At 43.2% G+C, this 23291-nt stretch carries 18 protein-coding genes; 11 read left to right on the plus strand and 7 right to left on the minus strand.

Annotated features, from left to right (window positions below):
• Positions 1-4: 4 nt before the first annotated feature.
• Positions 5-1309, minus strand: coding sequence for an inosine/guanosine kinase (locus IHV80_RS20810; RefSeq protein ID WP_102413509.1), 1305 nt, complete (start codon positions 1307-1309; stop codon positions 5-7).
• A 116-nt stretch (positions 1310-1425) separates the two neighbouring features.
• The gene (locus IHV80_RS20815) at positions 1426-1902 is read right to left on the minus strand and encodes a CreA family protein (protein WP_192890796.1); all 477 of its coding nucleotides are present in this window, start codon (positions 1900-1902) and stop codon (positions 1426-1428) included.
• A 248-nt stretch (positions 1903-2150) separates the two neighbouring features.
• Here IHV80_RS20815 and IHV80_RS20820 point away from each other — a divergent pair, with 248 nt between their 5' ends.
• The 3 genes from IHV80_RS20820 (at position 2151) to IHV80_RS20830 (ending at position 5553) form a co-directional block, all read left to right on the plus strand.
• A complete protein-coding gene (locus IHV80_RS20820; RefSeq protein WP_192890797.1) occupies positions 2151-2645 on the plus strand; it encodes a hypothetical protein in 495 nt (164 codons plus the stop codon).
• A 60-nt stretch (positions 2646-2705) separates the two neighbouring features.
• Complete coding sequence (locus IHV80_RS20825; RefSeq protein WP_192890798.1) at positions 2706-4508, plus strand: HD domain-containing phosphohydrolase; 1803 nt, start codon at positions 2706-2708, stop codon at positions 4506-4508.
• 316 nt (positions 4509-4824) lie between these two features.
• Positions 4825-5553 carry an HAD-IA family hydrolase gene (locus tag IHV80_RS20830; protein ID WP_192890799.1) on the plus strand — a complete coding sequence of 243 codons (729 nt, stop codon included), beginning with the start codon at positions 4825-4827 and terminating at the stop codon, positions 5551-5553.
• On the opposite strand, the gene IHV80_RS25480 is transcribed toward IHV80_RS20830, so the two are convergent.
• Complete coding sequence (locus IHV80_RS25480; RefSeq protein ID WP_080585209.1) at positions 5495-5710, minus strand: hypothetical protein; 216 nt, start codon at positions 5708-5710, stop codon at positions 5495-5497. The genes IHV80_RS20830 and IHV80_RS25480 overlap by 59 nt on opposite strands.
• A 194-nt stretch (positions 5711-5904) precedes the next feature.
• Here IHV80_RS25480 and IHV80_RS20835 point away from each other — a divergent pair, with 194 nt between their 5' ends.
• On the plus strand, positions 5905-7005 hold the full coding sequence (locus IHV80_RS20835; protein WP_192890800.1) for an efflux RND transporter periplasmic adaptor subunit: 1101 nt from the start codon (positions 5905-5907) through the stop codon (positions 7003-7005).
• Positions 7006-7016: 11 nt separating this feature from the next.
• Positions 7017-10100: an efflux RND transporter permease subunit gene (locus tag IHV80_RS20840; RefSeq protein ID WP_192890801.1), complete on the plus strand. Its 3084-nt coding sequence runs from the start codon at positions 7017-7019 to the stop codon at positions 10098-10100.
• A 152-nt stretch (positions 10101-10252) separates the two neighbouring features.
• Here the strand turns inward: IHV80_RS20840 and IHV80_RS20845 are convergent, their stop codons facing one another.
• Both IHV80_RS20845 and IHV80_RS20850 read right to left on the minus strand, forming a co-directional pair.
• Positions 10253-11677 (minus strand): methyl-accepting chemotaxis protein, encoded by a 1425-nt coding sequence (locus tag IHV80_RS20845; protein WP_192890802.1) that lies wholly within the window; start codon positions 11675-11677, stop codon positions 10253-10255.
• A 148-nt stretch (positions 11678-11825) separates the two neighbouring features.
• Complete coding sequence (locus tag IHV80_RS20850) at positions 11826-13049, minus strand: aromatic amino acid transport family protein (RefSeq protein ID WP_192890803.1); 1224 nt, start codon at positions 13047-13049, stop codon at positions 11826-11828.
• A gap of 446 nt (positions 13050-13495) precedes the next feature.
• Here IHV80_RS20850 and IHV80_RS25360 point away from each other — a divergent pair, with 446 nt between their 5' ends.
• From IHV80_RS25360 to IHV80_RS20860, 3 genes are all read left to right on the plus strand, one after another.
• Positions 13496-13624 (plus strand): hypothetical protein, encoded by a 129-nt coding sequence (locus IHV80_RS25360; RefSeq protein ID WP_017059831.1) that lies wholly within the window; start codon positions 13496-13498, stop codon positions 13622-13624.
• 172 nt (positions 13625-13796) lie between these two features.
• Positions 13797-14408: an acyl carrier protein phosphodiesterase gene (locus IHV80_RS20855; protein ID WP_192890804.1), complete on the plus strand. Its 612-nt coding sequence runs from the start codon at positions 13797-13799 to the stop codon at positions 14406-14408.
• Positions 14409-14465: 57 nt separating this feature from the next.
• Entirely contained in the window at positions 14466-15737 is a 1272-nt protein-coding gene (locus IHV80_RS20860; protein WP_192890805.1) for a DEAD/DEAH box helicase, read from the plus strand.
• Positions 15738-15865: 128 nt separating this feature from the next.
• Here the strand turns inward: IHV80_RS20860 and IHV80_RS20865 are convergent, their stop codons facing one another.
• Entirely contained in the window at positions 15866-16606 is a 741-nt protein-coding gene (locus IHV80_RS20865; RefSeq protein WP_192890806.1) for a TetR/AcrR family transcriptional regulator, read from the minus strand.
• A gap of 150 nt (positions 16607-16756) precedes the next feature.
• On the opposite strand from IHV80_RS20865, the gene IHV80_RS20870 reads away from it, so the two are divergent.
• The 3 genes from IHV80_RS20870 to IHV80_RS20880 are packed head-to-tail and all read left to right on the plus strand — an operon-like array spanning position 16757 to position 21956.
• On the plus strand, positions 16757-17845 hold the full coding sequence (locus IHV80_RS20870; RefSeq protein ID WP_192890807.1) for an efflux RND transporter periplasmic adaptor subunit: 1089 nt from the start codon (positions 16757-16759) through the stop codon (positions 17843-17845).
• Positions 17845-18900 (plus strand): efflux RND transporter periplasmic adaptor subunit, encoded by a 1056-nt coding sequence (locus IHV80_RS20875; RefSeq protein WP_192890808.1) that lies wholly within the window; start codon positions 17845-17847, stop codon positions 18898-18900. Before IHV80_RS20870 ends, IHV80_RS20875 begins: the two co-directional genes overlap by 1 nt.
• A complete protein-coding gene (locus IHV80_RS20880) occupies positions 18897-21956 on the plus strand; it encodes an efflux RND transporter permease subunit (RefSeq protein ID WP_192890809.1) in 3060 nt (1019 codons plus the stop codon). Before IHV80_RS20875 ends, IHV80_RS20880 begins: the two co-directional genes overlap by 4 nt.
• A gap of 158 nt (positions 21957-22114) precedes the next feature.
• On the opposite strand, the gene IHV80_RS20885 is transcribed toward IHV80_RS20880, so the two are convergent.
• Positions 22115-22852 (minus strand): EAL domain-containing protein, encoded by a 738-nt coding sequence (locus IHV80_RS20885; RefSeq protein WP_192890810.1) that lies wholly within the window; start codon positions 22850-22852, stop codon positions 22115-22117.
• Positions 22853-23291 lie beyond the last annotated feature (439 nt).

Consider the following 23291-nt stretch of genomic DNA (forward strand, 5'->3'; position numbering starts at 1 on the left):
TCGATTAACGATCCCAGTATGTTTCTTCTAAGCTATCTTCGCGTTCCGGTAGTGCACGAGAAAGGCGAGGTGAGTGTTGAGTCAATACCTCGTAGCTTACACGGTTGGCATACTTACAAATTTGAGACAGTGACGAGTACGTTAGACAAGCGTGCTCGTGTTTCTCTGAGTTTGGCACATTCACGTGGTGGTAGCTGTTCGCTGCCATATCATGTAGCAGTGCAGAAAGTGCACCGTCGCCTGCGCCATTGGTGTTCTTAATCTCAAGTGGACCACCTAGGTAAGGACCAATGTGAGAGTACACTTTTACTGGGTCGACACAATCTTGCTTACGCATAGCGCGGCTAAATTCAAACTTGTTGAACTCAGGGATGTTACCCGGTAACAACGGCAGTGTCGTTTCACGTTTCGCTAGTTCGTCCGTGTAACCTGCCATGTACAGGCCAATAGGGCCAGCGGTACATAAAACGAGGTCAACCCACTCAAGCGCTTTATTTGCAGCAAGTAATGGATCTTTCTCACCGGTTAATGCTTCACCTTCGTCTTCGTTCATCGCGACGATGGTTACGTTCTCTTTCAGGTATTCTTGCCACCATTCAGCATTACCTTCGATCACGTATTTAGTACCAAGAGTCAGTACAACAGGCACATTGTGTGCTTTCGCATATTCAATCGCTTTTTGTACGGCTTTTGGCATTGGATCTTCAGGCTTGCCACGCATTAGGTATGAAGATACAACTAATGCAGACGCTTTTTCGAAAATCTGCTCAGGAATACTTTCAGGAAGCAGTTGATTCATGTGTCCTTCGTTGATCGCAAACGTACGTTCGCCATCTTCGGTAATTAGCGTGTAACAGCGACCAATTGGACCATCAACAGTTTGTAGGTGGTTTAAGTTCATGCGAGAAGAGGTACGACAAAGGTAGCGGTAACCAAACGAACCCACTTCGATTTTCTTAGACATAACGCCAAGCAGAACCGATTTGCTGTCTGCAAGAACAGAGTAGTTGTGCAGCGTGTTACCAATGGTATCGCCAGGGTATTGATGCGTGATCAAACCACGTTCAACTAGCTCTTCGTACAGGGCATCTGCTTTACTTTCTTCCAGTACAAGCGAGTGACCTTTACTCAGTTCGTATTTTTCAAGGAACGCGTTGTCAACACGGGCTTCGATATCAACAATAGTTTGACCTACGCCGACAATAGTCGCGCGATGCAACTTAGGCGTTTGTTGAATTTGGTTGACCAACGGATCACGGGCGTGAGTTGGAAAATAGTGCTTAGATTTACGCTGTCCAGGAAACTTCATATGAAAAATACAGTGAAAAAATTTTGCCGCATGATATCACATTTTGTTTCTGTTTCTTTCATTTTTATTACATTTTGAATCACCTGCACAATGTCTGTACAGGTGATTTAAGCTCGTTATTCCGTAGGGGTTAACGTAGCAGGATCAACGTAAGCCTTTGTACCCCATAGAGGAACAGTGGAAAGGCTGTGTTTGAAGCTACCTTCTGTTTCTTTAGTGGTGTAAGACAAGTAGAGCAATGATTGATTCTCTGCGTCGTAGATGCGGCGAACTTTCATTGTTTTGAAAAAGATACTTTTTGATTTCTTAAATACCACTTCACCTGATTTACTCTTGTCTATTTGAGCAATCATCTCAGGCGTAATTTCGCCTGTTTGACGGCAAGAGATTGAGCTATCACTTGGATCTGAAAGGCTAAGATTCGCTTCGATGGATGCGATATGACAAGTTACACCCGCGATCTTATCGTCATCTAAAGAAGACATCTTGATATCTTTCATAGTGAAGAAACCGAGAGAGACATCGCCAACCTCGTTGTCTGAGCAGCCAGCCAACAATGTCATGATACCAACTGCTATTAAGGCTTTTTTCATAAGAAGTCCTTTTTATTTATATAGTTCTGTTTACTATAGGAATATTGAAAGCTTGAATACGAGTGTAGAGCTTTTCACCGAGTTCTTAAAGGATGTTGTTGGAGAATGAAAAATATGAAGCATTTAAAGTACTTGTTGGCCTTGGTCATGCTCTGTATGCTCTCTGCTTGTAGCTCGGCACCTCAGCCGACCATATGTCTTCCAAATAACTGTGATATTTGGGGATACTAAACGTAGGTACTAATAGAATGAATAACGAAATACCTGAAAATGCACACAAGAAAAACCAATGGCTGTTCAGTCAACTCGACATTGCGTACCCCGCAAAAGAGAGCCTTCTCGGTCGAGACCTCTATAAAAGCAAACTTCCTCAAAAAACGTATCAACTCCTCCCGCAAGATCAAACACCTACCCAACTAGACGAATTACACAAAGTCGACTTTCATAAACTGACGGTTCTATTCTCGCTTAACCAAGCCAGCGGGTATCAAGATGAAACCGAAAGAGCGCATATTTTGGAGTTTTTAAGCCAAATAATGCTATCGGATGAGCATGAACTATATGTAGGCACTAAGAACGGTGATGTAGTGGCGAGTGCGATTGTTACAGCGACTGGCGATTCACTGCTGATCTCAGATGTCGTAAACCAGCACGACCAAGACTCTATTGGGTTTGCTAAACAGTTACACGAATTTTGGGCACAAGATCAAGTTTCTAATCATAAAGTATGGTTGGAAAGCTAAAGAAGCTTTGAGAAAGCGTTAATCTGAGTACAATACACCGTCTTTTAAACAGGGTCCGGTATGTACAAGCTATTGATATCAATCGCTGTATTGTGTGTTAGCGCTTTTTCTACAGCTACTTACGCTAACAACTGGGATATCAAGCACATCCTAGTCATCCACTCCTATGGACCTTCCTATCAATGGACCGCCGATTTCCAAAAGGGAATAGATAGCGCGTTCAGTCAATCTCAAGTCGAAGTTAAACTTTCAATTGAGTATCTAGATACCAAGCGTATCAGCAGTCCAGAATACTACGACTCTCTAGTCAACTACTTTGAAACTAAGTATTCGGGTTATCACCTGGATGGTGTCATTGTTACTGATGATAATGCTGCGAATTTTCTTGAATCCATTAGCTTTCTAATTGACCGAAGTACACCGGTTGTTGCGGTTGGTATTAATGACACCAGTACCGACATGTACGCGATTACTGATAGAGCAACCGTGCTTCATGAAAATGATCATATCGACATTAACATCGAGTTGATTTCACAGTTAAGACCAAACCTTAAGAACCTGTATTTTGTAAATGATTACAGTGTCACTTCTGAGTTGATTCGCAAAGAAGTACAAAAGGTGATGGTTGATTTTCCCGATATCAATTTGGTTGAAATCCGAAGTCAAACCCTTGAAGAGACGAGCCAGTACTTAAAAACTATCTCCGCTGATGATGCCGTTCTGCTCAGTCACTACAACACGGAACTCGCACAAGGCGTTTATCACTCTTATCAAGAAATTGCTGAAACGTTGTCAGTATCGAGTGCAGCTCCTGTGTTCGCTCTATGGCAGTTTTACATCTCAGGTGATGTGTTGGGCGGTTACGTTAATCATTCGCAAAGCATAGGAGAGGAGGCTGTTGATGCGTTAGACAAGTACGTATCGCTTGGTTTCTCTTCGCCATTGGTGCCGGGTGATAACATACGCTTTATGTTCAATTATCCAGCGATGAAAAAGTTCGGTATCCGTGAGAGTTTGTTACCTGAAGAGTCGGTCGTTATCAATGAACCTTCTTCTTTTATTCGTAAGAACTTCCAACTGTTGATGGGTTTGACCATGGTGATTGCAGGCTTAAGCCTGATCATCTTGATGCAGTTCATTACCTTACGTCAGAAGAAAGAGCTGGCAAAGAAGAACAAACGGATCCTCGCTCTACAGAAGCAAACACTGAACGTTCAAAAAGACATGATTCATGTGTTAGGTGAAGCCATTGAAACGCGCTCTGGCGAAACGGGTAATCACGTAAAGCGTGTGGCGAAGTTATCAGCACTTTTGGCGAAACATCGAGGCTTAAGCCATCGTGAAGTAGAAATGATTGAAATCATCAGCCCTATGCACGATGTAGGTAAGATCTCAGTGCCTGAATCGATTCTCGACAAGCCAGGTAAATTAACGGATGAAGAATGGGAAGTGATGAAGCTGCACACGACAGCAGGCTACAATTTGCTGATCAGTGGAGCGGGTGACATCACTAACTTAGCTGCGATTATCGCCAATGAGCATCACGAGCGATGGGATGGTGAAGGATACCCGAATGGCAAGGCTGCTAATGAAATCCATTTGTTTGCGCGCATTACTGCAGTAGCCGATGTTTTCGACGCATTGTTGAGCGCACGTTGCTATAAAGAGCCGTGGCCGTTAGAAATGGTTGTAGACCTATTTGAACGTGAGTGCGGTCGACAGTTTGACCCTGAACTTACCAAGCTGTTGCTGAAGCATTTACCAGAGTTTGTAGCGATCAGAGATACTTACCCTGATAGTTCCAATTCAGAACCTACCGCCTTAGCAGTTAGTACCCAGGAAGAGAACTGTGCGTTAATTTAGCTCCTAGTTAGCTCCTAGTTAGCTCATAATAGAGCTAGCTAACCCATTTACTCCTTTATCCATTCTACGTTACATATCTCACTTACTTATATTTCTATTTGAAACTGATTATCATTTATAAAATATAGAGCTAAAAACACTATTCATATTTCTCTAAGTTAGATGAAAATGCTTAAGCATATTGAATCATAAGGTGATCAGCTGCATATTTTGCAAAGAAAAATAACTAGGTTTCGGTAAAGTGTTAGCTCAATCATGCCGACCCTGAAGATAACCCTATAGGATAAAGCTTGGATTCAAAGCGAGTGGAATTTCTATGCGGTTGGAACAAACTAAGTGTGTGATTTTTGATTGTGACGGAACGTTAATCGATAGCGAAAGACTATGCTGTCAGGCTTTAGTTAACGTATTTTCGCGTTTTGGCGCTGATTTAAACGTGAACGACTGTTACGCCCATTTTCAGGGTGGAAAGCTGGCTGATATCTTAGTGGATACACAAGAACGCCTTGGACTGTCGATATCCGTTGATACGCTTGAACCCCTCTACCGCACAGAACTCGAAGCGCTTTTCCAACGTCATTTGAAGCCTATGGATGGTGCGATTGAGTTGATTGAATTTCTCAAACGACAAGACATCGAGTTTTGTATTGCTTCAAATGCTCCTAAATCGAGAGTCGAATCATCATTGGCTATGACGGGCATGCTCGACGACTTCAAAGGTAAAGTGTTCTCGGCTTTTGATGCTAATAGTTGGAAGCCGGAGCCTGACCTGATCATGTATACCGCAATGAACATGGGCTTTTTACCAAACGAATGTATTTATGTCGATGACACGGTGAAGGGTATTGAAGCTGGAGTTAGAGCAGGGATTCAATCTTTTAGACTGCGACCAACGATTGAAGATTCATTGAATGATGATCCAGAAGCCGACATAGCAGAGCTAGCGGCTCAGGATATTTACAGTTTGGAAGAAATTTCGGTTTGGATTAATGGCAAGCATTGCTCAATGAACGGTATACCGAGCTCTGGAGTTTTGGTGGGGTAGTGCCTATTTGAAGGCTGACTATTTTACTAAATTGTTTAGTGTGGAAACCGCACGATGCGCACGTAAACTTCTCTCCACTTTCTGAGAGCAGATATTCGTCATGTTGGCATAGAGGGCATGTGATGTCTTCGTTGTTTGGTGCTTCTGTATTATTCATTATGTCACCTGCAGCAAGAGGGTAAGCGAAAATAAGACCCGTTTAACTAGATTACCCCTAAGCTCGATTATTAGACAGTTTTGCCCCTTCATAATCTCTCCTTTGCGACTTGCTTCATGGTAATGATAATAGAATAGTTAAACGCTATACGGTTTGCTATACTGGAACGGAGTACCATAACCCCGGATTGCCCAGTGAAATATATTGCTTTGTTTGTTTTCTCTCTCGCCCTAACGGGATGTAAGCAACAATCTGCCACACCTGATTTAGACACAACGAAACCCATTCGTAGCGTTAAATACATCACCACCATGTTTCAATCACATACTCAAATTCGTGAACTTAGCGGCATTGTGCAAAGTGCACAAACGTCGCCACTGAGCTTTAAGGTAGGGGGAACAGTCAGTGATCTTATTGTTTCTAAAGGGCAACGTGTTGAAAAAGGACAAGTGCTTGCCCAACTTGAAACGCATGATCTGGTGTTTGCGTTACAAAAAGCGCGGGCTTCGTTAGGTGCAGCGAGAGTGGCTAAGCTGCAAGCCGAAGATAAGTACAAACGTTCTGCTAAATTGAGTACTAAAGGTTTTGTGTCAGAATCTGAATTGATCGCAATTCGAGCTGACTTGGATGCTAAGCAGCAGCAAGAGAACCTAGCTCAAACTGATTTGTTGAATGCAGAGCTTAATTTAGAACGCGCCAAACTATACGCTCCCTTCTCTGGTCAAGTCAGCCAGGTATCAATTGATGAATTCACCAAGGTAAGTTCTGGGCAGAAGATCATCGAATTAGTGAATGACTTTGCCTACGAAGTAGATTTCTTGGTACCAGAATCGTTGATCTCTGAGGTTTACTTTGGCGAAGAAACCAAGGTTAAGATTCCAGCGCTTAATGACACTCCATTCACGGGTACCGTTTCTGAGATTGGTGCTGTGGTCGAAAGAGGCAATGCGTATGCGGTTACCTTACAACTGAGTGAATCAAAGGCTGAATTACGTAATGGTATGTCCGCAGAAATCCAATTCAATATTGGTGGCTCAAACCATGGCGCTGTATTACTTCCTATCGATTCATTTAACTTCAATGACCGGGATGCCAGTTCAGAGAAAAACAACGCGGCCATCTTTGTGGTTAATCCAGAAAGTTATGTGATCGAAAAGCGTTATGTTGAGATTAAACGCAATATTAATGCTCAGGTTGTGGTGATCGGCAACCTTTTTGAGGGGGAACATGTCGTAACAGCGGGCGTTCCTTATCTTTATGAAGGGCAACAAGTCGCTCTGTGGGAAGGTTTGTAAGGGGAGATATCATGCATAAAATTACTGAACTCGCCCTCAAATATCATCGATTTACGCAAGTGTTCTTGGTGATGCTTTTTGTTATAGGCATTAGTACCTTTAAGAATGCGCCAAGCAAAGAAGACCCGGAAATTCTAATTCGTAGCGCTGTTGTTATTGCGCAATTCCCGGGTATGTCACCAGACCGTATCGAGAAGTTCATTACTAAGCCCTTAGAGCGAGAAATCAAACAGATCCCCGAAGTAACAGAGATAAAGTCCTGGTCACGCACTGGGGTTACACAGATTACCGTTACCGTTCATGATAAGTACTTCGATCTACAGCCTATCTGGGACACACTTCGAAATCGCATGGACAGCATGAAAACTAGTTTGCCAGACGGTACACAAGGTCCTTTTGTTAACGATGAATTTGGCCGCGTTTACTCGGCTACAATTGCGCTAATTGGTGATGCTTTCGATGACCAAGAGCTGAGAAAAACGGCTGAAGCATTACAAGACCGATTAAGCAGTGTTCAAATGGTGTCTCAAGTTGAGCTTTACGGTGTTAATGAAGAGCGCATCTGGATTAACGCACGCAGTGGTGCTTTGGCTAATGAAAAGTTTCAGTTTCGTCAAATCGTATCCGCACTTCAGGCTCGCAATGTCGTATTGCCTGGCGGTCTTATAGAAACCGATACCCTGCAAATTGAGATTGAGCCGACCGGAAACTTTAACAGTGTCGATGAGATTCTCGATCTTGATTTGATTGAACGCGAATCTGGAAATACCGTTTACTTGAGAGATTTGGCTGATGTTGAGCGCGGTTATGAAAATCCGTTTAACACACCTGTTTATTTTAACGGTAAGCGCGCGGTTGTGATTGCAGCGTCTATGGCGTCGGGTAGTCAAAGTGATGCATTTGGTACCGAAGTATTAGATTTTGTTGAAACTGCCCGAGCGGAGTTGCCGTTAGGTATGAATTTAGAACTCGCAACTTTTCAGCCAGAAAAAGTTGATGAGGCAGTGAATTCTGCAACCAATAACCTGATGCAAACCATTGGTGTCGTATTAGCTGTTGTGATGGCGTTTCTTGGTGTAAGAATGGGATTGATCATTGGTAGCATCGTCCCGCTAACCATACTCCTTACTGTTATTGGGATGTCGATTTGGGGCGTTGAGCTGCAAAGGATGTCTATAGCTGCGATCATCATTTCACTCGGTTTGCTGGTGGATAACGGAATCGTAATTGCTGAGTTTATCAAAAGTAAAATGGCAGAAGGTGTCGATCGTGTTGAAGCGGCAGTCTCGGCATCGAAAGCGATGGCGGTTCCGTTGTTAACGTCGTCGCTGACAACGATATTGGCCTTTATGCCACTGTTGTTAGCACAAGATGTCACTGGGGAATATCTACGATCTTTATCGCAGGTCATTACGGTTGCGTTATTGTCTTCGTGGTTTCTGTGTTTATTCGCAACGCCAGTTCTGTGTGTTTGGTTCATGAACCCAATCAGCCAAGCGGAACATGAACATAAGCAGCGATCTCTTTCTCGTTTTCATCTTGGTTACCGATACCTTATCAGTACTATTTTAAACATGCGCTTAGTCACTTTGGCGGTAGTGCTGAGTATCTTTGCTGCATCGATTTATAGCTTCAAGTTCGTCACGGTACAGTTCATGCCGGGCTCAGAGCGAAATCAGTATCTTGTGTTTGTTGATCTCCCTGCCGGCACTAAAGTTGAAGAGTCTGAAAGGGTGTCTGAGCGACTTGAAGATTGGTTGTTGGATAAAGAGCAAAACCCGAACGTCACCAGTACTATTCGATATGTAGGAGACGGTGGGCCGCGCTTTTTCTTAGCACTTTCACCTATTGATCGCGCGCCAAATCGCGTTTTTATGGTTGTTAACACAACAGACTACAAAGCCGCGTTGGCAATGGTTAATAAAACCAATCGATTTATTATCGAACAGTTGCCAGAAGCGAGTGGGCAAGCCAAACGAATGTGGTTAGGGGGAACCGAGTTGGGTTTGGTTGAGTACCAAGTGGTGGGTAAAGACATATCGACTATCCAGAGCATTGCCAAACAGATTGAATTAACCCTACGACAAGTACCCGGCGCCGTTGGTGTCTCGAATGATTGGGAAAACAACGTCCCTAAACTTATTCTCGATATAGACCAAGCAAGGGCGACTAGAGCTGGTGTGAGTAGCCGAGACATAGCCACAAGTTTAGACAGCTACTTGCGTGGTAAAGAGGTCACCAGTTTCCGAGAAAATGAAGATGTGATTCCAGTTATCGTTGGTGCAGAAGACAAAGAGAAGACTATCGATAAGCTCTTTACTAAACAGATCGTGTCTTCAACTAATGGTGAGGCTTTACCACTTATTCAATTTGCTACTATCAAAGCAACCAGTGAGCCTTCAATCATTCGTCGTTTTGATTTACAAAGAACGGTGACTGTTAGCGTGAAGCATGAAAGTCTACAAGCAAGTGAGCTTAACAAGTTGGTTCAACCTAAGCTTTCCCAAATAGATCTTCCACCGGGCTACCATATAGCACTAGGGGGGGAACTTAAGGGCGCAAGTAAAGCTAATGGTGCTTTGTTTGGATATTTACCGCAGTGTTTCGCTGTGATGATTCTGCTGTTGCTGCTTCAATTCAACTCGATTCGTCGACCGTTAATTATTCTGCTGACGATTCCTTTGTCTTTGATTGGTGCGGTGTCTGGTTTATTGATTACGGGCGCGTATTTCACTTTTCCTGCGATGCTTGGTATTTTCAGCTTAGCGGGGATCATTATTAACAACGGAATTGTGCTGATTGATTGCATTGAACAAAATCGTAATAACGAGATGAGTGTACGTGACGCTATTATTGAAGCTTGTACGAGTCGCTTAAGACCTATTGTGATGACCACGCTAACCACCATACTTGGACTAGTGCCGTTAGCGGTTTCTGGCGGTGAGTTTTGGTATTCAATGTCGATTGTGATGATTTTTGGCATGGTGGTCGGGACCGTACTGACGCTCGGTGTCGTGCCTGTGCTTTATAGCTTGTTCTTTCGAGAACCCGAGAGAGAAACAAACGTGAGTGGGCAAGTGTTGAGTGCTCAATGAGTCAAAAAACACGTTAATTTCGCTCGGCAAGCTTGCCAATTAAATAAAGAAAAAGGACTCATATGAGTCCTTTTTTATGCTTGTTAATCGCTAATGCTTAATAGGTATCTATTTAAGAAATCAAACGAGCTAGAGCTTTCTTTGAACCCAAATTAAGTTCGGTATCTAGCCAAAGTTTGAGATAGTGAAACTGACGCTTCAGTTAGCTTAGATACGCCATTTGAAGAGTTTTGAGCCACATCTTTAATCACATCGGATTGACTACGGATATCGTTAAGCTCTGCCGCGATGGTATTCGCTACATTACTTTGCTCATCGGCAGAAGTGGCTATCTGAATGCTCATGTCCATTAAGGTATTAGCAGAAGCTGCGATGGAGTTCACGTCATCACCGATATTTGAAATCAATTGGCTGCTGGTTTGTGCTTGATCAACCGTTTGTTCAGTAATTTTAGCGATGTTCTGGCTTTCTTGTTGCAGGCGTTCAATCATGGCTTGAATTTCAACGGTAGCCGATTGTGTTCTGCTTGCTAACGTGCGTACTTCATCAGCAACAACTGCAAACCCACGACCTTGCTCACCCGCACGAGCAGCTTCAATCGCAGCATTCAGGGCAAGTAGGTTGGTTTGTTCTGAAATAGCGTTGATCGTCGTAATGACTTCATTAATTTGGCTGGTGTTCACATTCAAGCTCGTAACCGAAGATGAGGTTTGCTCAATCAGAGAAGAAAGTGTGCTGATCTCTGAGATGGCTTGTTGAACCTTCGAGTGGCTATCGTTGATCTGCTGTGCATCTTGTTCTGTTTGTTCGGTTGAACGTGCAGAAATATTCGACACTTCGTTAGCTGACGCCGTCATTTGGTCCATTGCCGTTGCAACAGAGTCAAGAGATGCGTTTTGGCTCATGATTTGTGTTTCGCTGCGCTTCATTTCTGTTTCGAAAGAAGCTGACGTTTCGCTTAGTGTAGTTGCGCTGCGGTTTACGTTGTTCACTAGCTCACTTAGCGTGTCCATTGAACGGTCAAGAGCACAACCAATCGTACCAAATTCATCACGGCCAGGGTGGAAACCAAGGCGTGAAGTTAAATCACCATCGCCAATCTTTTGAGTGGTTGAGTAAAGCACCCAAAGAGCGCCACCTAAGAAGGTCGCTACCCAGTAACAGAAAAGACCAAAAGGCACACACCATAAAAGACTGAGTAATAAAGTGTACAGTGCTTGCTGCTTTTGGTTTTGTGTTTCGTTGTTTGAAACGGTAAGAGAGTAGTAGTTACCATCTTGTGCAATAGCCGTTGCGGTAACCGCGCCATTGTTCGAAATGATAGTCTCTTGAGGACGAGTTTGTTGGCTAACAGAACGAACAGAGGCAGGGGAATCTGACGCTGATAAAATGCCTTTGAGTTGATACTCAACTTGCTGTTTTGCACTTGCGTCAATTTGTTCCATTTTGTTGACGTAGTTGAGTCCAGCTAGGCTCGCCACTGCGGCGAAAAAGATTAAGAAAATGACCCAAAACTTGTCGTTGATAGACATCTTAATAAACAGTTTGTCTATCGTTCGAAATTGTACTTCTTTCATAAAAACTCCACGGTAAATCCTTTACCGTGGACTCTAAATAACCGACCTCAATAAAAATGTGATACTAATCGACTAATTGTGAAAATTAATGATACCAACATATCGTTTATGAGATCTCAATCAAGAATTTATACCGTGTATAGGTTTATTAGCCTAAAGAAGGTAGTAACCCTACTGAAATAAGGATTTGAATTGCAATGATAAACACGCCAACGCTACCCGCTAAGAACAACGCTTTGCTTCCACCTAATACTTGGTAAGTCTCTTGAGTATTTTGGCCATCAACGGAGAAATCAGTGTAACGAACTTTGTAAACCATCACTGTCGGTAACAGGATTGCAAGTACTGCTAGCGCGATTGCTGCATAACCCAGTGCCATAATAAAGCCCTGTGGGTAGAACAAAGCAAAGCCGAGTGGTGGAACGAAAGTGATCAATGCTGTTTTGACACGCTTAGCGCTGCCTAGCTTATTGCTCAATGAATCGCCCATAAATTCGAATAGGCCCAAGCTCACGCCAATAAATGAGGTTAACAGTGCAAGATCTGCGAACACACCAACGATCACGCTAAGGTTTGACTGATGAACGGTCTGTGACAGTGAGACTAGCAGTGCGCCTAAGCTTGTGTCCGACAATAGCTGCTCTTGGCTAATCACACCTAAAGTCACGCTCTGCCAGAAAACATAGATGACCAAAGGCAGTGCAGAACCAATAATCATGACCTTACGTAAAGAACGAACATCACCATCTAAGTATCGAACAATCGAAGGGATGCTGCCGTGGAAACCAAAAGAGGTGAACACAACTGGAATCGCCGCAACAATCAGGCCTTGCTGTAAAGGCATGCTCATTAGGTATTGAGAAGTAATGTTAGGTGCCAGAAAACTAAGTACTAGAACCATCGCGATTAGCTTTAAGCCAAACAAAACACGGTTAACTTTATCAACACTGTGTGTACCAACCGTCACAACGCCAGCAACTAACAGGGTAAATAGGAGAGTTGTGATTTGGCCATTGAGCTCAATACCTGCAATATCCGAAATACGTTGGTTGAATTGAGCACCACCGCCCGCAATGTAGGCAGCACATAAAGCGTAAAACAGAAACATAACGGCAAAGCTAGCAATCCACTTTCCTTTGGTCCCTAAAATTGTGTTAGCTAAAGTGTGTAGAGTTGCGTCCGATTCTGCGAATTGATGAAGCTCTACCATTAATAAGGCAGTAAAGGTCATTAATGCCCAAAGACATAGCATTAAGAAAAGTGAAGTTGAGAAGCCAATACCTGCAGATGCAAGTGGAAGAGCGAGCATGCCAGCACCAATAGTAGTGCCTGCAATGATCAAAGTACTACCAAAAACCTTTGATTTATTCATTGTATATAATTCTTTACGTTAGGGTGTGTTTTCATTGTAATTCTTCTGGTGTACGTGCATAAACCCAAAGAATATCTTGATTTTGAAGTATTCTGATTGAGTTTAATTCCAAATGCAATCTCTAATGTAATTTAAAATATCCACTGTAAATTAATATTTACAGTGGTGGGTGGCAGGGCATCAAAAATGCCTAAGCAAACGTTTGACCATGATCTGCTTCAAAATTTGTAGAGTAATTTGTTGTACTTGGTGTAAGGTGGCAGTACATATGTCGTTCGCGTATACCCCTTTAACGTAAACAAGCGTTAATGATCGCGAGTAGCTTCAAGCTATAAATATGGAATGGGTAGAGTAGAGTGCGTTCATCAAAGTGACATAATATAAGTCCAAGATGGTGCACTAGTTAACAGGACATTATGTCCACATCAAGGAATAGAGGGGGCACTATGAGTGACCAATCTTATAATGACGAAAGTCTTGAGTTGTTAGATGCTATGGAAATTGGCATTGATTTATCTGACTATGAACAAACAGTTAAACAATTAGCAGAAGAACTTTTTAAGTCTTCTAACTAAGATTTCCTAGCTAAACGTTTTTGTAGTTCAACGTTCTCAAATTAGACAATTCTTAAACTGAGCAAATCTCATTCGCTCACACGTCATACCAAAACTATCCTCATTAAAGTTCGCGAAGATAAACGAGTACGTTTACCATGTTACTTAGTTCTCGATACTTTAATGAGGTTCAATGAACTTTCTCGCACACCTGCACATCGCTCAATACTGCAACAGTAACTTAGCCGGTAATCTGTTAGGTGACTTCGTTAAGGGTGACCCTAATAAACACTATTCAGATTCGCTTTCTAACGGGATAAGACTTCATCGATTCGTCGATAGCTATACCGACCGTCATGATGTGTCTCGTTCTGCAAAATCTCTCTTTTCAGACCAAACAAGACGCTTTGCTCCTATCGCTCTCGATGTCTTTTGGGATCACTGCTTAGCCAATCATTGGGGACAGTTCTCGACACAATCCTTAGAGCACTTTTGTTCAGACAGTCATCAGCAGATTTTCGAACATCAAGAGTCACACTGGCCTGAGAACTTCATTACTATTCATCAGAAGATGGCAGAACAGCGGTGGTTGGAAAGCTATCAAGACATGTCTTCCATTGAGTTGGTATTACAACGAATGGCGTTAAGAAGGCCTAAGCTAGGTATGCTCAAAAACTGTTATGACGACTTAGAACGCCACTATGATAAGTTGCAGTGTCACTTTAATGAGCTGTATCCAAGCGTTTTAGAAGAAGCAAACCAGTTTAGTGCGCTTCAATTGACGAAAAATCAAAAGGAAAGGTAAACAGCGTAATGCAGGTTTGCTACAATCCGCGCCTATTTAATCTTTGAGCATCATACTATGTCTGAACCTACTAAATCTTTTAACCAACTTGGATTGTCTGACCAACTGCTTACAACACTCACTGAGCTTAACTTTACGGCTCCAACCAGTGTTCAAGAGCAAGCGATTCCATTGGTGCTAGAAGGCAAAGATGTATTGGCTGGCGCGCAAACGGGTACGGGTAAAACGGCAGCATTTGGTTTGCCGATTATTCAAAGATTAATCGAGACTAAAGACAACGTTATCCCAAACCCTAAGTTAGTTCGTGCATTGGTATTAGTGCCAACGCGTGAATTAGCACAACAGGTGTTTGATAACGTAACCAGTTACGCGAAAGGTACCGACATTAAAGTGGTTGTGGCCTACGGTGGCGTTAGCATGAAGGTTCAAACTGATAACCTGCGTGGAGGCGCAGATATCTTAGTGGCAACGCCTGGTCGTCTTATCGACCATATTTTCACTAAGAACATCATATTAAGCCACACTGAAGTGTTGGTGCTTGATGAAGCGGATCGCATGTTGGACATGGGTTTCATGCCTGATATTAAACGCATTCTTTCACGCATGAATGACGTTCGTCAGACGCTGTTTTTCTCTGCAACGTTCGATAATAAGATTAAGACGATTGCTCACCGTATGATGCAGTCGCCAAGTGAAATTCAAGTCACGCCAAAAAATAGTACCGCTGACACGGTTACTCAGATGGTTTATCCGGTTGATAAATCGCGTAAGAGTGAACTGTTGGCTTACCTGATCGGTTCAAAGAACTGGCAACAAGTGTTGGTATTCACTAAAACTAAGCAGGGTACGGATGCTCTGGTTAAAGAGCTTAAGCTAGACGGGATTAAAGCGGCATCAATCAACGGTGATAAGAGTCAGGGTGCACGCCAAAAGGCACTGGACGATTTCAAATCAGGCAAGGTGCGTGCGTTGATTGCAACTGACGTTGCAGCTCGTGGTATTGATATTCAACAGCTAGAACAAGTTGTTAACTACGACATGCCTTTCAAAGCTGAAGATTACGTTCACCGCATTGGACGTACAGGCCGCGCAGGCAACAGCGGTTTAGCGATTTCTTTGATGAGTCAGGATGAAGCTTACCTACTGGGTGATATTGAACGATTACTGGATACGCGTTTGCCTCAAGAGTGGCTAGAAGGCTTTGAACCAAGCCTTGAGAAAGACGTGGCACCTGATCGCGGTGGTCGCAGTAAGGGGCGTTCATCAGAAAAACGCAAGATGAAAGCAAAGCTTAAGATCCACCAAAACCGCGGTAAAGCGCGTCGCTAATAAGCGGACCTAAAGAGCTAGATTAAAGATCTATACATATAAAAACGCGCCGTTACAGTTTGTTCTGTAAGGGCGCGTTTTTGTATCAAGTAAATTAATTTACGATCAGGGCAAAAAAATGCATTCGATTAACGGTGTTCTTGATTGCACTTCCACACACAAGGGACTTCATAAATTAATTCTTCAATCGAACTTGGATTCAAGACCCATTCTTCACTGATATTGAACGTACTGACCATTTGCTTGTTGAACAATTGCCAATGTTTCAACAATGCTTCTGCAGGCGTCGATTGCATGTCACCTTCATTCCACGTGCTTTCCATGAAAGGGGTTAGGCATACCGCGCCGTGCGCATACATGATCATTTGCCATTTAATTTCATAAATGTTGATCAAGTTATCTGGGTTCGCATCATTATATTCTTCTGCCAACATATTAATTTCTTTTTCGACATCACCAACATTGTCGATAAAGTAATCGACCAGGTTGTCTTTTTGGCGAACAGAGTCGGTGATAAGTTGCATCGGTTTACGTGAGTGAACCATGTTGCTAAAGAGACGCATACTAAACAAATAAATAGTAATACTCGGCGTAACACCTTTTGGCAGTTCTTCCATGATTTTAGCAATGTAAGACTGAAAATACTCATGTAAACAATCGCTTATAGCATGCCAGATCTTTTCTTTGCTACCAAAGTGATGGCGGATAAGGCTATGCGAGACGCCTGCTTTTTCACTGATGTTTCGCAGTGAAACGCTATCATATCCATGCTCACAGAACATATCCGCAGCAACACTCATGATCAAAAATCGAGTCTCTTCGGCGTCTTTTGCGCTTCTTCTACCTTGTTTCTTTTCTGTCATCTTCATTTCACACATTTACCTGATTACCACATTCTACACTGTTTTTACTGAAATAAAAAATACTGCACAGGTGGAAAGTAAAGCTTGAGAATTATTAAATATTAAATATACTGCCCATCTGTGTAATAAATCATAATAATTAAATGGAGAAGCATCATGCAATCCAAGTTGTCTATTCAAGCCAAGGCGGGTAAGCAGATAGGAGTGGCATTTGCTGCACTATTACTCGCAGGCTCTTTGACCGGATGTAATAAGGTTCAGTCAGAAGAAACGGTTCAAGTTGTTAAGCCAGTAAAGCTGTTTGAGATCCCTCAGCTGACGGATATCGAGCTTGATAGCTTTATCGCAAAAGTGGATGCGACCGACCGTGCCGCGCTTTCTTTCCTAGTGGGCGGAGATATTGAAACGTTCTCTGTTCGTATGGGACAAGAGGTGAAGAAAGGTCAAGTACTCGCTGTGCTAGACGCAACGGACTACCGTATTGCGGTTGATGCAGCACAAGCCAAGTTTGATCTGGCGAACAGCCAATACAAGCAAGCGTCAGAGTTGTACTCGAAGAAGCTTGTAAGCACGGATTACTACGACCAAGCCGTAAACACCTTTACTGCCGCTGAAGTTGAGTTGGACCAAGCACAAACAAACCTTGGTTACACCACATTAGTTGCTCCATTCGATGGCGTGGTTTCGATGGTGTTTGGTAAGCAATATCAGTTAATCGCTGAAAAGCAGCCAGTACTTAATATTTTGAATCACAGCGAGATGGATGTGACTTTCTCTATTCCTGTATCAAAGCTTGAAGACCGTTCTATTCAAGACCTAACTAACTCAAACATGTGGGTTGTGATGGATAGCCACCGCGGTATTCGTATCCCAACGCGTTTTAAAGAGATCTCAACGCAACCAGACGAAGACACCAACAGCTACCAAGCGGTTGTGTCTATCGAGAAGCCTGAAGGTATCAATCTGCTTTCTGGCATGACGGCACAAGTTGAAGTTCAGAAAAACAGATCGGACTCCGGTATTGGCATTGTTGATTCAGCTTGGCTAAGCAAAGAAGCAGACCACGGTGAACTGTGGCGCTACAACCCAGAGTCTCAATTGATTTCTAAAGTACAAGTCACCCTTGATGGTCAAGGCAAGGTTATTGAAGGCCTGTCTTCTGGCGACCTTATCGTAGAAGCGGGTGTGGATGTGTTATCTGATGGGCAACAAGTAAAAGCTTGGTTACGTGAGGGCGGTATTTAATGAACCTTTCCAAATTATCAGTTGTGGTTGTATCTGCGTTATTACTTCAAGCCTGTAACAATGAAACCGACCACCGTGAGCAACCTTCACTTTTGGTTTCAACCTTTGAAGTTGGTGCGCCCCTGACTGACCAATTCAGAAGCTTTAACGGACAGGTGATGCCTGCAGAACTCACACCATTGGCATTTAAGCTTGCTGGTGAGATTCAACAAGTATTGGTTGAAGCTGGTGACAAGGTAGAAAAAGGTCAGCTACTGGCGACCTTAGACAACGCGACATACCTTCAAGGCCTTACAGACGCTAAATCTCAATTCAAATTGGCGAGCAAGCAACTGGCGCGTGGTTCTGAGATGTTTGACAGCAAGATGTTGTCGCAATCAGAACACGATCAGTTGACCGCTAACTACAAACTGGCATCGGCTAATTTGGCTGCGGCAGAGCGTAAGCTTAGTTACACGGAGCTTTTAGCCCCATTCCCTGGAACAATTTCAACCGTTGATAAGCAACGTTTCGAAAACACCACACCGGGTGAAACGTTACTCAGCGTGTACCAGAACGACAAGGTGTATGTGCGAATTCAAGTATCAGATTCGATCTTAGCGTCTATCAGCCCAGACATGCGTTCGAACAGCTATCGACCTGACGCAACTTTTGGCGGCCATTCTGGAAAATACCCTCTGACGTATCTAGAGCACACCAGTGAACTGCATCCGCAATCTCGCACTTACGAGTTTTGGATGCAGATGCAACAACCTGAAAGTGAAATTCTGCCGGGTACCAGCGTTACGGTAAATGTAGATATGGCGAAAGCGGGCCTGAGTGATGTTCAAGGGTACCAGTTGCCCATGACGACGCTACAAGCGGGCGCTGAAGCGAACCAGTTTTACGTGTGGAAGATGGAAGACGGCCAAGCTTTCAAAAGCGAAGTGGAAGTCGACAAGATCAGCGGCCAAGGGGCACTTATCGCTCATGGCGTTGAACAAGGTGAGCTACTCGTAAACTCGAATCTAAGAAAACTCCGTGACGGAATCAAATTGTCAGGAAAAGCAGAATGAACATCGCAGAATATTCAATAAAAAACAAAGTAATCAGCTGGCTGTTTCTAGTCATTTTGGCCATTGGCGGTGTGACGTCTTTTGGTAATCTATCCCGTTTAGAAGACCCAGCTTTTACCATTAAAGATGCAATGATTATCTCAACTTACCCTGGCGCTACGTCAATGGAAGTTGAGGAGGAACTGACTTATCCCCTTGAGAAAGAGATAAGACAGCTCCCTTATATCGACAAGATCACTTCGACGTCATCGAATGGCATGTCTCAAATTATGGTCAGCATGAAGATGGATTATGGTCCAGACGAGCTACCACAAATCTGGGATGAAATGCGCCGTAAGATCAACGATCTACAGCCAACGCTACCAAGTGGTGTTAACTCAGTTCAGATCATTGATGATTTTGGGGACGTATTTGGTGTGATGATCATGCTGACGGGTGATGGCTACGATTATGTCGAGCTAAAGCAGTATGCAGATTATTTAACGCGTGAAATCGAACTGGTCGATGGTGTCGGCAAAGTAAGTATCGCGGGTGACCAACAAGAACAATTATTTGTTGAGATGTCACTTGAGCGTTTAGCGGCGCTGAACCTAGATATGTCGACGGTTACGTCACTGTTAGCACAACAAAACAGTGTGGTATCGGCAGGCGAGGTAATGCTGAATGGTCAAAGCCTAACAATCAAACCTAACGGTACGCTGAGCACAGTTGAAGAGCTAGAAAACCTAATCATTCATGGTCGTGATACGGGTAACTTGATTCGCTTGAAAGATGTCGCTGAAGTGACTCGCGGTATTCAAGAAAAGCCAGGCAATGTATTGACGTACAACGGCAAACCAGCAATTAACTTAGGTATTGCGTTCTCTTCAGGCGTAAACGTAGTTGAAATTGGTAAAGCACTGGATGCGGAACTTGATCGCCTAGAGAGTATTAAACCAGCGGGTGTAGAACTGAACTACTTCTACAACCAAGCGCAAGAAGTAGATAAATCAGTGGCTGACTTCTTAATCAGCCTAGTTGAAGCGGTAGCTATCGTTATCATTGTATTGCTGTTCGCAATGGGTTTACGCAGTGGTTTGATCATCGGTTTGGTTCTTCTATTGACGGTATTTGGTACCTTCATCTTGATGGACTACAACGATGTAGAACTACACCGTATCTCACTGGGTGCTTTGATCATCGCGCTCGGTATGCTGGTGGATAACGCGATTGTCGTCGTTGAAGGTATATTGGTTGGCTTGAAGAAAGGTAAGACTAAGCTTCAAGCAGCAAAAGACATCGTGACACAAACGCAATGGCCACTATTGGGTGCGACCATTATTGCTATTACCGCTTTTGCACCTATCGGATTATCGAAAGATGCAACGGGCGAGTTCATGGGTTCATTGTTCTGGGTACTGTGTTTCTCGTTATTCTTGAGTTGGGTAACGGCGCTAACACTAACGCCATTCCTTGCTGAAATGCTGCTTAAAGAAGAAGACAAAGTCGATCAGAACGAAGACCCATACAAAGGTATTCTGTTCGTTGTATTCGGTGCATCTCTGAAATTTGCATTGCGTTTTAGATGGTTAACTGTCGTCAGCATGATCGCTTTGCTAGCGGTGTCTGTGGTTGGTTTTGGTAAGGTGAAGCAGCAGTTCTTCCCGCCATCAAATACGCCGATGTTCTACGTAGACATGTGGATGCCAGAAGGTACGGATGTACGTGAAACGATCAAGCAAACTGAAAAGGTTGAGAGCTACATTCGTCAAGAAGACGACGTAGAGTTTGTAACTACAACGGTTGGACAGGGCATGCAACGTTTCGCGCTGACATACCAACCAGAGAAAAGCTACGAAGCGTACAGCCAATTACAAGTAAGAACCACTGACCGTGACTCCATGTTTAAGGTTCTCGCGGAGTTAGACAAAGACTTAGCGAACGAATTTGAGCAACCAACGTTCCAGTTCAAACTGATTGAATTCGGTCCGTCACCGGCTTCAAAGATAGAAGCTCGTATTATCGGTGCAGACCCTCAAGTATTGCGTAGCATTGCAGTTGAAGTCGAAGACGTCTTACTTGCCGATCCAGGTTCACGAAATGTTCGTCACGATTGGCGTGAACGCACCAAAGAACTAGTGCCGCTATTTAACGAATCAAAGGCACGTCGCCTTGGCATATCAAAAACTGATCTGTCTGAGACGTTACAAATGGCGTTCGGCGGTTACAACATCGGCTTACTGCGTGATGGTACTCATATGTTACCTATCGTTGCGCGTTTGCCAGAAGAAGAGCGTTTTGACTTTGAATCACTGAACAATGTGAAGATTTGGAGCCCATCGCTACAAACTTACATTCCAGTTGAGCAAGTGATTGATGGTGTAGAGCTTCAATGGTCTGAACCACTGATTCAACGTCGTGATAGAAAGCGTACGTTAACCGTGCTGGCTGACCACGATGTACTTGGTGATGAAACGCCAGCTAGCTTGTTTGCTCGTGTTAAACCAAAGGTAGAAGCATTAGACCTACCAGAAGGCTACAGTATCAATTGGGGCGGCGAATACGAAAGCTCGAAAGATGCACAAGAATCTTTGTTTGGTTCACTGCCAATGGGTTACTTGCTGATGTTTATCATTACTATGCTTCTGTTTAACTCGCTTCGTAAGCCACTTGTGATTTGGTTTACGGTGCCACTTTCTATCATTGGTGTTTCGATTGGTCTGTTAGGTACCAATATGCCATTCAGCTTCACGGCATTCCTAGGTCTACTGAGTTTAAGCGGCATGATCTTGAAAAACGGTATCGTACTGCTTGACCAGATCAACACTGAACTCTCAACAGGTAAAGACCCATACTTAGCGGTTGTCGACAGTGCGATTAGTCGTGTACGACCGGTATCTATGGCAGCATTGACGACTATCTTGGGTATGATTCCTTTGGTATTCGATGCATTTTTCGGCTCGATGGCGATTACCATCATGGCAGGCTTAGGCTTTGCTACAGTACTAACGCTAATAGTAGTACCAGTGATGTTCGCTATTCTATATAGAATCAAACCGTCCACTGCGGGTTATTAGGGAATGATATAAAACAGATTCTTTTAAGCCAGCCCAGTCAATTTTGACTGGGCTTTTTTATAGGCATGATTTGGTCTATAAGATTGGCACTACAAAAAAGCCGCTAACCGATAACCGATAACCAAAGGTCAGCGGCTTCAGGAAGAATAGGGGCAGTTCTAGATTGCGACGCGGAGATCTAACTCAATCGGCTTTGGCATCGCTAAGTGATAGCCTTGATACATATCGAAGCCTAAGTTTTGCATTGCAGTAAGTTGATGCTCTGTTTCAATGCCTTCGATGACAGTCTTAGCGCCGATTTGCTTCGCCAGTTCAAGAACTAATTCCATTTCTCGTGTATCACCTTGCTCAAAATCTAACATCACTGAGCGATCTATCTTGATGATATGCGGGTTGATATGACGAACGCGTTGTTCTGTTGACGCTTGTGTTCCAAAATCATCAACAGCAATTTGAAAGCCGTTCTCTGCAAGAGAGTGAGCGGCATCTTTTAAGCGCTCTTCACTTTCTGCATTCAGTTCTACCAGCTCCATGACGATTTGCTCGCATGAAAGGTTAAGTTCATGAAGGCGTTTAGCCAACAGGCTGTCACTGACTTTTTCTGCGGCAAACAACTCACCAACGTTCGGTAGAACGTTTAGGAAAAGGTGTAAATGGCGAATATTCGATTGTGCGAAGTTACGGATATGGATAGCGCGACTTAGCCTCTCAACATTGATCTTATCGTTGCACAACGTGTCGTCGGAATGGAAGAAGTGATCAGGACGAACAATAACCCCTTTGCTATTCGAAATACGCACCAAAGCCTCAACGCCTATCTGAGTCATTGAACTGTCGAATATAGGTTGATAGACGCTTCTAAGTGTTAGGTCTTGGTATTTCGCAATAAACTGCATATCGGCATCCACAGATATACAGCTAATAAATTCACTTCTGTCTGATAAAATCATAGTCGCTAATATAGATATTTATTCAATGACGGAATATACGTCATGGCTGTCACAATATTGACAGGTGTAAGTAAATTGTCAATTAATAAAAATTCATTTATGGGGTCAATATTTAAATAAATATAATTAACGAAAAATCAGCATGATAAATGACATTAACCATTTAATTTACCTATCATTGACTGTGTTTTATAGTTGCTGTGAATTTAATTGCTGAGTAACGTCTCTCATATTAACCCCAACCAATATAAGGCTAGAACGCTGATACACCAGAGAAAAGTAGGGTTAAAGGCTTAGATTATGGGGGAATGTCAAAGTTACAAAATGGAGAGACTAAGCGAGTTACATAGAAATGATATCTATCTCTCAAAATCGAGACAGTGAG

This window comes from Vibrio bathopelagicus (assembly GCF_014879975.1).
Classification (GTDB): domain Bacteria; phylum Pseudomonadota; class Gammaproteobacteria; order Enterobacterales; family Vibrionaceae; genus Vibrio; species Vibrio bathopelagicus.